This is a genomic window from Arthrobacter sp. 'calajunan', assembly GCF_046940185.1.
Classification (GTDB): Bacteria; Actinomycetota; Actinomycetes; order Actinomycetales; family Micrococcaceae; genus Glutamicibacter; species Glutamicibacter soli.
Genome location: NZ_JBKZDY010000017.1, coordinates 25,694 through 36,084 on the forward strand (window position 1 = coordinate 25,694; position 10,391 = coordinate 36,084).

Consider the following 10,391-nt stretch of genomic DNA (forward strand, 5'->3'; position numbering starts at 1 on the left):
AGGCACCGCCGATGAAACTCCATCACGTGCCGCTGCCGATGCAGGCAGGCGGCGAAGACCTCGCCCGGGAGTTCTACGCCGGCGCGCTGGAGTTCACCGAGGTGCCCAAACCCGAGGCGCTGCGCGGCCGTGGCGGGTGCTGGTTCCGCGCCTACGACGAGGGCGCGATCAGCGCGGAACTGCACCTGGGTGTCGACCCGGAGTTCGAGCCGCCTGCAAAGGCGCACCCGGCGCTGCTGGTGGCCGGCCGCGAGGAATTGGAAGCCATGGGCGAACGCATGCGCGCGCTGGGCTGCCCGGTGGATTTCAGCGAACGCACCAGCTTTGAAGGCTATGAGCGCTTCCATACGCGCGATCCCTTCGGCAACCGGCTTGAATTCCTCGCGCCGCTGCCTGCGGACCGGGTGGAAGGGGAATTGTAGTGGCCAAGTGGGACCTGCGCGGCTACGACCGCTCCTGGGGCTGGGGGACCGTTGCCTGCATCGCGCTGGTCTCCGCAGTGATCGCCTGTGGTCGGTCTGTTCCTCCGAGCGGCTGCCGGAGGAACTGGCCACGCAGTGGAACGAGCAGAATATCGCCGGCGGCTTCGAACCGCTGTTCGGGATCAACCTGCTGCTTTCGGCCACGGCCATCGTGTTGTGCGCCCTGGTCTGCGGGCTGGCCATCGCCCGCCGCGGCGCCTCGGCGTTGCTGGCCCGGGTCGGGGTTGGCCTCGGGGTGTTCTTCGCGCTGGGAGTCAACGCAATGCACCTGACACTGATCGCCTCCCAGCTGGATGCTCAGGACCCGACGCGGGTCACCATGGACCCTGCGCTGATGATCCCCACCCTGGGATTGGCGGCCCTGGCCGGGGTGCTCGCCTTCACCTTCTATCGGCCGCAGCCTGCCGCTTAGCGACTGAATTGCTCAGGCGGTGCGCTGCTTGCGGCCGAACAGAGCCAACGCTGCGCCGAGCGTGGCCCCGAACATCACCAGCACCGAGAAAAGGTAGAAGAACGTCGTATTCGCGGCGATGAACTGGGTTGCCCGCGGCCCGGTCTCCGGCATGTAGTCGGCGTAGGGCGCAGGCGTGGAAACCGCCAGCAGCAGCACGAAGCGCAGCACAAACGAGGCGGCGGCGATACCCAGCAGCACGATCAGCGCCTTGCGGGAAGGCAATCCCTTGGCGCCGGTGTCTGCGGGGAGCCGTTGGGCGGACATGATGAACAGAATGGCGCCCAGGGTCAGGCAGATGAACTGCAGGACTGCCGAGCTCGTGGTGAACATGGAAAGCAGTGCCGCCCCGACGCCGAGCCAAGCCAGCTGCCGCGAACGAACCATTTCCGGTTGGGGATTCATGGGGAGCCTCTTCGTTGTCGAACCACGCGGGTGACCACCGCGGCTGTCGAGGTCAGCCTACGTGGGTTCGGCCGCGAGGCGAAGCTGGACCAGCGTCATGCTGTGGTTGCGGTTCACAATCTCGAAACCTTCGGCCCGGAAGCTGCTGAGCACGCCGGTGAACAGCCCGGCGCTGTTTTTCGCATTGATCGCCGTGTCGGTGGGGCGGGCGCGCAGGAACTCGGCCCCGGCATCCCGCGCATGCCCGATCGCCGCGCGCAGCAGTTCGCGGGCAACCCCGCGTTTCCGGTAGCCGTCGCGGACCACGAAGCAGGTCAGCGCCCAGATTGAGTGCGCCGCCTGGTGGCCCCGCGGCTTGAATCGGGGATAGCGCGTGCTCGGCCCGACCTGCACCCAACCGGCGGGCTCGCCGTCCGCGTAGGCCACCAGACCGGCCGGGACCTCCTGAGTGCAGACCTGCGTCTGCAGCGCCAAGTCGTTGGCATCGGCGCCCTGGTTCCAGTTCTCGTCGATAAAGTACTGGCACTTGCACCAGGAAGGACCGCCGGTCATGCCGAAAATCTGCCGGATGTCGTTCAACCGCTCGGCATCCGCCGGAAAGATCTCGATGCTCATTCTGCCTGCCTGTTTCTCGTCTGGGAGCCGCCGAATCTGCTTGGACCCGTCGCACCGCGGGCGTAGCATGAGGCGCAATAACCTGCGCCTAAAGTACCGGAAACCCCGTGGAGAGGGAAGAGCCATGAGCCATGCACCAATGCCCCAGATCAAGAGGTTCGACCATGTCGGCGTCACGGTGTCGAACCTGGAAGCGGTGACCGAGTTCTTCGTGGAGCTGGGCCTGGAGGTCCAGGGAAGCCAGGAAGGCATGGAGGGGGAGTTTCTCGACACCGTCTGCGGCATCCCGGATTCGCGCACCAATATCGTGATGCTCGCGGTGCCAGGAACCGAAGTCTGCATCGAGCTGTCCAGCTTCGACCGCCCGGCGCCGGGGCCCGGGCAGCCTCGGGCGATGGCCAACGAACTGGGTCTGCGCAGCCTGGCCTTCGAAGTGGAGGACCTGCCCCTGCTGGTGGGCCGGCTGCAGGAACGCGGCTACGGGCTGATCGGGGGCATCGGCGAATACGAGGGCATCTGGTCCATGGCCTACATCCGTGGTCCCGAGGGGTTGATCATCGCGTTGGCGCAACGACTATCGTAGGGCGACGTCCTATGCGGTGAATATCTTTTCAAAGACTACTTCGGGATTGCCCGAGCTGCAGTTAACAAGCTTCAACAATTCAAAGCATCGAGGCTCTGCTCCTCGACGCGTTGGCGTGGCATTGCCGCCTTTCCTTGGACGGCAGCAATCAACAGCCGACCTGCTGTGGTGGAAGTTCGCTTTCTGGTATTTCTGGATCTCAGTGGAAGCACAGTCCCTTTTGGGCATCACCCGCGATGGTCCAAAGATCTACCATGTATCGCACTCAGGAAGCCTGGATCATTCGTCCAATCAACGGCTCAGATACGGTCCAGCAATAGCACCTCCTGGAGACGGTTCCTGTTGAGCCGCCTAAGATATAGCGTGCTCAGCGGATTAGCGCTTCTGCTTTCCGGTATTTGTGGTCGATATTCCCATTAGCGATGCGCGGGATGATGAATTTCTGGCCCAATCTCGTTACACCGATATGCAGACAAATTCTAGGTTCCATGGAATACGGTATTGCCATGGACTCGGCTATCGCTGCAACTTTGGCAGTACAGCCGACAGGGCGGATTCATCCTGAGAATGATTAGAAGCGTCCCCCAGCACTTCGGTCGGGTTAAGAGAATTCCATTCGTCCTGTCTTTGCTGGCTTTCATTTTTTGGTTTTGCCCTGGCAAGGTAGCTGCCGCCATTTGTTCTGGATGATTCTTTCTGGCGGTCATTTTGGTCTGGGCCGCCAGCTGCAGGCATCTTCGCAGTGGCGGCCGCGAGTGTCGCGTACGCGGCAACGGTTTACTGCTCCAGTGTCACGAAGGCAACAGCGGCGGAAGAAAGCGCCAGAAAACAAGTTGAATGGGCAATCGACATGGCTGTGTCGGATTCGAGCGCCAAGCGCATAGTCGGACTTAGCTTCATCGACGTGCTGCTTGGGAAGCATGGTGCTGTCTTGGAAGAGTTAATGTACCAAGTGGTCCTGCAAGGTTCGGGATCGGTTGTAGACGATGAAGAGGCAGCAGGCGATAATGAACGTGAGGCAGATGATGACTATGCGATCTAGCGAAATAGGCTTTCTGAGCCAGCGAATTCAGTCAGGTCAGGCCGAACCGATTTCGGATTTCGAAAAAGAGCTGGCAGAAAAGATCATGCGCAAATACGAAGACAAGTACGGCCAAAAGAAGACTGCGGGATTCGTCGATCGTGAACGCCGTCAGGTTTTGCATCGAGCCAGCTAGTACTACGTCAACCGGTTTCGAGCCGCAATTCCACGAGCTGTCCTAGTTTGAGGGGTCTCGCTTCCTCATCCAGGAGCCATGGCGCAAAGAGCCGAGAGGAATTCTTTCCGGAGTTAGCGCCTAGACAGGCATATTGGATATCGGTCTTCCTTCTGCCCGCCTAATACCTGCTTGAAGTAACGTCCGACGTCGGTTGGCTGCTTGGCAGGCGCTACACGTACCCCTAAGCACTTGCGGGCCCCGCCATCCGGGAGGACGGCGGGGCCGGCAGGCATTCACGCGGTTCGGCGGTTCAGGCTAGGCCTTGGCGCCGCTCTTGCGCAGGGACTTCTCGCTGACCGGGGCGTTGTCGCTGGCGCGCAGGCGGCGGAAGTATTCCATCGCTTCGTCCTGGCGCTGGGCCTCGATTCCGGAGGAGATCTCCGCGCGCAGGTGCTCCTGGGTGTAGCCGAAGGCGTCGACCAGGTCCTGGGCGTGCGGGCGCAGTCGGGCGAGCAGCCGGTTGACGTACTCGGGCAGGGTGCGGGCACGCTGCATGGACAGGCGCCCGTTGGCCAGGAACCAGCCCAGGTCGTCCTCGATCACGGTCAGCGCGAAGACGTCGCGCAGCCAGGTCAGCACCTCCTTGGTGGCCGGATCCTGGATCTTGGCCAGGGCGGCGGTGAAGGCCTCCCAGCGCAGCAGCTGTCCGTGGTCGCGGGCTGCGGAGATGAGCAGGTCCTGGTTCTCGTTGAAGGCATTGGCCGCCTTCACCGGGTCCTTGCCCGCGGCGCGCAGCGCGCCGGCGACCTCGACGACCTTGGCGTTGATGCGCTCGGTGAGCAGCGCGCGCTGGTTGGCGGGGTCCTTGAAGAAGTTCGCGCTCTTGCGCTCGTCGCTCACGTCGGCGAAGGACTGGCCCACGCCGCGCAGCCCGAAGCGGTGCAGGGCGGTGCTGCCGACCTGTTTGGCCACGTAGCGGGCCACCGCGCCGGTATCCAGCTTGCGGAACTCCGAGGCGTAGTCGGTGAGCAGGCGCTTGCCCACCAGCTGCAGCAGCACGTTGTTGTCGCCCTCGAAGGTGACGTAGATGTCCAGGTCGTTGTAGAGCTGGTTGAACCGGTTCTTGGCCATGTAGCCCGAGCCGCCGCAGGCCTCGCGCGATTCCTGGATGGTGTCCAGCGCGTCCCAGGTGCTCAGCGGCTTCAGCGCCGCGGCCAGGGTCTCCAGGTCCTGCCGGTCCTCGTCGGTGTCCTCGCGGCCGGAAAAGACCGCGTCGAACTTGTCCAGCAGGTCGTCGTGCGCGAAGGAGGAGGCGTAGGTGCGGGCCACACGCGTGAGCAGGCGGCGCTGGTGGCGCTGGTAGTCGAGCAGCGTGGTCTCCTCGGTGTCCGAGGTAGAGTTGAACTGGCGGCGCTGGTTCGCGTAGGTCACCGCGATCTGCAGGGCGATCTTCGAGGCGCTGGTGGCGGCACCGTCCAGCGAGACGCGGCCCTGGACCAGGGTGCCGAGCATGGTGAAGAAGCGGCGGCCCGGGGAGGCGATCGGGGAGCTGTAGCTGCCGTCGGCGGCGACGTCGCCGTAGCGGTTGAGCAGGTTGGTGCGCGGCACACGCACCTTGGTGAAGTGCAGCCGGCCGTTATCGATGCCGTTCAGCCCGCCCTTCAGGCCGTCGTCCTCGCCGCCGACGCCGTCCAGGAACTGCCCGTCCTGATCGCGGATCGGCACATAGAAGCAATGCACGCCATGGTTCACGCCCTTGGTGATCAGCTGGGCGAAGACGGTGGCTGCCTTGCCGTGCAGCGCCGCGTTGCCCAGGAATTCCTTCCAGGCGGCCTTGAACGGGGTGTGGATGACGAATTCCTCGGTGTCCTCGTCATAGGTGGCGGTGGTGGCGACGGCTGCGACGTCCGAGCCGTGGCCGATTTCGGTCATCGCGAAGGCGCCGGGGGTCTTCAGGCTCATGGCGTCCGGCAGCCACTTGGCGTGGTGCTCCGCGGTGCCCAGGTGCAGGATCGCCCCCGCGAACAGGCCCCACTGCACGCCTGCCTTGATCTGCAGCGACGGGTCGGCGGCAACCAGTTCCTCGAAAGAGGCCAGCGAGCCGCCGTGGTCGTCGTGGCCGCCGAACTGTGCCGGGAAGGCGCGCTGCACCGCCTGCTCCTGGACCAGGATGCCCAGCTGCTGAAGCACGCGGGCGCGGTGCGCGTCCATCGGCAGCGAGGGGTCGCGCTGCAGCTCGGGGCGGGCGGCGCGGGCGCGCGAGGCCTTGCGGACCTCGGCGTAGGGGCCGAGCAGCTGCTCGGCCAGGGCCTTGACGTCGATGCGGGTCTCACTCATGTCGGTACCTTTCGTTCACTGCACAATGTTGATGGGTTGGGTGTCGGGATGGTTGCTAGCGGGCGGCGATGCCGTGGACCAGCCAGCGGCTCAGTTCGTCGGCCAGTGCGGCCAAGCTGGGTTTGCCGCCGCTCTCGGGCTGGCGCAGCCACTGCTCGCCGGCGGCGCGCACCATGCCCAGCGCCGCGCGCGGCCAGAGGCTGATCGCGGTGGCGCCGGCGGCGGCCGGCAGTCCGGTCAGCCGCTGGGCGATCAGCGAGCTGATCTCCTCGAAGAAGTCGTTCAGCGCGCCGGAGGCGTCGTCGGTGGCACCGGAGTCCCGGGGGACTGCGGTGACGAAGAAGTAGAGGTTGGGGGAGTTCGCCGCCAGTTCCAGGTAGGCGGTGACCATCGCGTGCAGCGCGCTGGCCTCGTCCTGCTTGGCCAGGCCCGCGGCGATCACCCGCTGGCGGAAGTCGTTGATGACCATCGCGCCCAGCGCCTGGCGCAGCCCTTCCTTGTCCCCGAAGTAGCGGTAGTAGACCGGCTTGGAGGTCTTGGCGTGGTTCGCGATCTCTTGGATTGAAACCTGCGGGCCGAGCTGGTGCACCGCCTTGCGGGCGAGCTTGAGCAGCTCCTCGTGGCGGGCGGTGCGGTGGGCCTCCCAGCGGGAGGCGCGGCCGTCGGCTGACGGGTCGAATACTTCGGTGATCTTGTTCACGTTACTCACAGTATCATGTACTCTTGGTTGCAGTAATACCTGTCACATCAAATTCCCTTTAGGAGTTCAACCCAGATGAGCCAGCCCTCAGTGCGCAATGCCGTGATCATCGGTGGCAACCGCATCCCGTTCGCCCGGTCAAACACCGCCTACGTCAACGCCTCCAACCAGGACATGTTCACCGCCGCGCTGGAAGGCCTGGTGGCGCGCTTCGGGCTGCAGGGGCAGCGCCTCGGCGCCGTCGCCGGCGGCGCGGTGCTCAAGCACTCCAAGGACTTCAACCTGGTCCGCGAATCCGTGCTGGGCAGCTCGCTGGACCCTGCCACCCCTGCCTACGACGTGCAGATGGCCTGCGCCACCGGCATGGAGGCCATCGGCTCGCTGGCCAACAAGATCAAGCTGGGCCAGATCGAATCCGGCATCGGCGGCGGCGTGGACACCACCTCCGACGCGCCGATCGCGGTCTCCGAATCGCTGCGCGGCATCCTATTGGAGCTCTCCCGCGCCAGGTCCACCAAGGCCAAGCTGGCGGCGCTGGCCAAGATCCGCCCCTCGCACCTGGCGCCCAGCGCCCCGGGCACCGGCGAGCCGCGCACCGGGTTGTCCATGGGCGACCACCAGGCGTTGACCACCAAGGCCTGGAACATCACCCGCGAAGCCCAGGACGAGCTGGCGCTGGCAAGCCACCTGAACCTGGCCGCCGCCTACGACCGCGGCTTCTTCAACGACCTGCTGACCCCGTTCAAGGGGCTTTCGCGCGACAACAACCTGCGCGCCGACTCCACCCTTGAGAAGCTGGCCAAGCTCAAGCCCGCCTTCGGCAAGAACCTGGGCGAGGCGGCCACCATGACCGCCGGCAACTCCACCCCGCTGACCGACGGCGCCTCCACGGTGCTGCTGGGCAGCGAGGAATTCGCCGCCGCGCACGATCTGCCGATGCTGGCGAACTTCGTGGACTTCGAGGCCGCCGCGGTGGACTTCGTGCACGGCGCCGAGGGCCTGCTCATGGCCCCTGCCTACGCCACCGCCCGCCTGCTGGAGCGCAACAACCTGGCCCTGCAGGACTTCGACTTCTACGAGATCCACGAGGCCTTCGCCGGCACCGTGCTCGCCACGCTGGCCGCCTGGGAGGACGAGACGTTCTGCCGTGAGAAGCTGGGACTGGATGCGCCGCTGGGGGCCATCGACCGGGGCAAGCTGAATGTGAACGGCTCCTCGCTGGCGGCCGGGCACCCGTTCGCCGCCACCGGCGGGCGCATCATCGCCAGCACCGCCAAGATGCTGGCAGAAAAGGGCAGCGGCCGCGCACTGGTTTCCGTGTGCGCCGCCGGAGGCCAGGGAGTCGTCGCGATCGTGGAGGCACGCAAGTAATGGCAGACAAGTACATGGAACTGGTCAACACCGGCATGACCAAGAAGCTCGCGAAGCTGCTGGGCCTGCCGCGCCCGCCGCGGCTGCGCCGCTACGGGGAAACCACCCCGCTGCTGCCCGGCCCGGTGCTGGTGCTGGGCAGCTCGGCCCGCGCCCAGGAACTGAGCGACACGCTGATGGGCTGGGACCTGGACGTGCGCCGCCACGATGCCGGGGACGCGAAGCTGGGCGGGCTGGTGCTGCTACTGGACGAGCTCACCCACCCCGAGCAGCTCTCGCCGCTGATGCTCGCCGCCGGCGCGGCGCTGCGCAAGCTGGTGCCCGGGGCCCGCGTGGTCTCGATTTCCCGCCCGGCGCTGGACACCGACGCCCCGGCCCTGGCTGCGGTGCGCCAGGGCATCGACGGCGCCATGCGCGCCTTGGGCCGCGAAATGCGCGGCGGGGCCACCGCCAACGGCATCGTGCTCACCGAGGGCACCGACCTGCTCAGCCCCGGAACCCTTGGCGCGCTGCGCTTCTTCTTCTCCGGACGCAGCGCCTACGTGGACGGGCAGTTCCTCACCGTGCGCAGCACCGACGGCGAGCTGCCTGCCGACTTCCGCAAGCCGCTGGCTGGCAAGGTTGCCGTGGTCACCGGCGCCGCGCGCGGCATCGGCGCCTCGATCGCCCGCACCCTGGCCCGCGACGGCGCCCAGCTGGTGGTGGTGGACATGCCCGCCGCCGGCGAGGCGCTGGCCGCGGTAGCCAACCAGATCGGCGCGACCACCCTGCAGCTGGACGTCACCGCGAAGGACGCCGCGCAGCAGATCATGGACCACGCCATCGGCCGCCACGGTTCGCTGGACATCGTCGTGCACAACGCAGGCATCACCCGCGACAAGCTGCTGGCCAACATGGACGCGGCCCGCTGGGATTCGGTGATCGCGGTGAACATCGTCTCGCAGCTGCGCATGAACGAGGCGTTCCTCGCCGCCAAGCTGCCGGGGCTGCGCGTGGTCTCGCTGGCCTCCACCTCCGGCATCGCCGGAAACCGCGGGCAGACCAACTACGCCGCCTCCAAGGGCGGGGTGATCGGCATGGTGCGCTCCAGCGCCAAGCTGTTCGCCGAGCAGGGCGGCTCCATCGCCGCGGTGGCCCCGGGCTTCATCGAAACCGAGATGACCGCCAAGATCCCGCTGGGCACCCGCACCGTGGCGCGCATGGTGCTGCCCTCGCTGATGCAGGGCGGGCTGCCGCAGGACGTCGCCGAGGCGATCTCCTTCCTCAGCTCGGACGCCGCCGCCGGCCTGAACGGCCAGGTGCTGCGCGTATGCGGGCAGTCGCTGGTGGGTGCCTAGATGGGCGCCGAACTGGTCGAGCAGATCCCGTCCATGGGCTCGGTCTACGCCAAGGCGGTGAAGACCCTGGGCCGCAAGGGGCGCAACCCGGTGCTGCCCTCCACGGTGCTGGTCCACCGCTCGGCCGCGGCCGACCCCGGCGGCCTGGATGCGTTCCGCCGCGCGGTCGGTGCCCCGGCCAACGGGGTGCTGCCCAGCCTCTACGTGCATTCGCTGGCCTTCCCGCTGGCCATGTCGCTGATGCTGCGAGGCGACTTCCCGCTGCCGCTGCTGGGCATGATCCACCTGCGCAACCAGGTGGCAGTGCGCCGGCCGCTGGCCGAGGACGAGGCCTTCGACGTGGAGGTGCGCAGCGAGAACCTGGCCGCCCATCCCAAGGGCGCGGCCTTCGACCTGGTGGTGCGCATCGTGGTGGACGGGCAACAGCGGATGGAGCTGCGCAGCACCTTCCTGGCCAAGGGCGTGAAGCTCGAAGGCGCCGTGCCGGAGAAATCGGTGCATGCTGCCTTCGATCCGCCGCAGCGCACCGCGTCCTGGACGCTGGATGCCGGGACCGGGCGGCGCTGGGCGGCGGTGGCGGGGGACTACAACCCGATCCACCTTTCCGCGCTGAGCGCCAAGGCGCTGGGCATGCCGCGGGCCATCGCCCACGGCATCTACCTGGCCGCCCGCGCGCTGTCCGGCATCGAGCCGGCGGCGGGCGAGTACCGCTGGAGCATCGAGTTCAAGACCCCGGTGGTGCTGCCGGCCAGCGTCGATCTGGCCTTCACCCGCACCGAGGCGGGCTTCGAGGTGGCGGCGTGGAGCCCCCGCAAGGGCAAACCGCACTTCGAGCTCACGCTACAAACGCAGGCCTAAGACAAGCAGCGTTGGCGCAGGACCTCTACGGTCCATGTCTCTTATACACATCT

General features: G+C 66.6%; 13 protein-coding genes. 8 read left to right on the forward strand and 5 right to left on the reverse strand.

Annotation, left to right across the window (positions count from 1 at the left end):
• Nucleotides 1-11: 11 nt before the first annotated feature.
• Together RF641_RS16935 and RF641_RS16940 are read left to right on the forward strand one after the other, a co-directional pair.
• Nucleotides 12-422 (forward strand): VOC family protein, encoded by a 411-nt coding sequence (locus RF641_RS16935; RefSeq protein WP_424573690.1) that lies wholly within the window; start codon nt 12-14, stop codon nt 420-422.
• Nucleotides 423-429: 7 nt separating this feature from the next.
• On the forward strand, nt 430-894 hold the full coding sequence (locus RF641_RS16940; protein WP_047119074.1) for a hypothetical protein: 465 nt from the start codon (nt 430-432) through the stop codon (nt 892-894).
• Between the two features lie 12 nt (nt 895-906).
• On the opposite strand, the gene RF641_RS16945 is transcribed toward RF641_RS16940, so the two are convergent.
• Complete coding sequence (locus tag RF641_RS16945) at nt 907-1,338, reverse strand: hypothetical protein (protein ID WP_113606220.1); 432 nt, start codon at nt 1,336-1,338, stop codon at nt 907-909.
• 57 nt (nt 1,339-1,395) lie between these two features.
• Entirely contained in the window at nt 1,396-1,953 is a 558-nt protein-coding gene (locus tag RF641_RS16950; RefSeq protein ID WP_424573691.1) for an N-acetyltransferase family protein, read from the reverse strand.
• A 124-nt stretch (nt 1,954-2,077) separates the two neighbouring features.
• Here RF641_RS16950 and RF641_RS16955 point away from each other — a divergent pair, with 124 nt between their 5' ends.
• The gene (locus tag RF641_RS16955; protein WP_244910768.1) at nt 2,078-2,536 is read left to right on the forward strand and encodes a VOC family protein; all 459 of its coding nucleotides are present in this window, start codon (nt 2,078-2,080) and stop codon (nt 2,534-2,536) included.
• A gap of 516 nt (nt 2,537-3,052) precedes the next feature.
• Here RF641_RS16955 and RF641_RS16960 read toward each other — a convergent pair.
• Nucleotides 3,053-3,271 carry a hypothetical protein gene (locus RF641_RS16960; RefSeq protein ID WP_146955786.1) on the reverse strand — a complete coding sequence of 73 codons (219 nt, stop codon included), beginning with the start codon at nt 3,269-3,271 and terminating at the stop codon, nt 3,053-3,055.
• Between the two features lie 7 nt (nt 3,272-3,278).
• Here RF641_RS16960 and RF641_RS16965 point away from each other — a divergent pair, with 7 nt between their 5' ends.
• Nucleotides 3,279-3,578 carry a hypothetical protein gene (locus tag RF641_RS16965; protein WP_113606223.1) on the forward strand — a complete coding sequence of 100 codons (300 nt, stop codon included), beginning with the start codon at nt 3,279-3,281 and terminating at the stop codon, nt 3,576-3,578.
• Nucleotides 3,568-3,753 carry a hypothetical protein gene (locus RF641_RS16970; RefSeq protein WP_146955788.1) on the forward strand — a complete coding sequence of 62 codons (186 nt, stop codon included), beginning with the start codon at nt 3,568-3,570 and terminating at the stop codon, nt 3,751-3,753. Before RF641_RS16965 ends, RF641_RS16970 begins: the two co-directional genes overlap by 11 nt.
• 297 nt (nt 3,754-4,050) lie before the next feature.
• Here the strand turns inward: RF641_RS16970 and RF641_RS16975 are convergent, their stop codons facing one another.
• Nucleotides 4,051-6,072: an acyl-CoA dehydrogenase family protein gene (locus RF641_RS16975; RefSeq protein WP_161448251.1), complete on the reverse strand. Its 2,022-nt coding sequence runs from the start codon at nt 6,070-6,072 to the stop codon at nt 4,051-4,053.
• A 55-nt stretch (nt 6,073-6,127) separates the two neighbouring features.
• A complete protein-coding gene (locus RF641_RS16980) occupies nt 6,128-6,781 on the reverse strand; it encodes a TetR/AcrR family transcriptional regulator (RefSeq protein WP_424573692.1) in 654 nt (217 codons plus the stop codon).
• 66 nt (nt 6,782-6,847) lie between these two features.
• On the opposite strand from RF641_RS16980, the gene RF641_RS16985 reads away from it, so the two are divergent.
• Genes RF641_RS16985 through RF641_RS16995 form a run of 3 tightly spaced genes read left to right on the forward strand, consistent with a single transcriptional unit; the run spans nt 6,848 to nt 10,338 of the window.
• Nucleotides 6,848-8,143 (forward strand): acetyl-CoA C-acetyltransferase, encoded by a 1,296-nt coding sequence (locus RF641_RS16985; protein WP_113606226.1) that lies wholly within the window; start codon nt 6,848-6,850, stop codon nt 8,141-8,143.
• On the forward strand, nt 8,143-9,480 hold the full coding sequence (locus RF641_RS16990; protein ID WP_424573693.1) for a 3-oxoacyl-ACP reductase: 1,338 nt from the start codon (nt 8,143-8,145) through the stop codon (nt 9,478-9,480). Before RF641_RS16985 ends, RF641_RS16990 begins: the two co-directional genes overlap by 1 nt.
• Nucleotides 9,481-10,338, forward strand: a complete 858-nt coding sequence (locus RF641_RS16995) for a MaoC family dehydratase (RefSeq protein WP_047119082.1) — start codon at nt 9,481-9,483, stop codon at nt 10,336-10,338.
• The last annotated feature ends 53 nt before the right edge of the window (nt 10,339-10,391 follow it).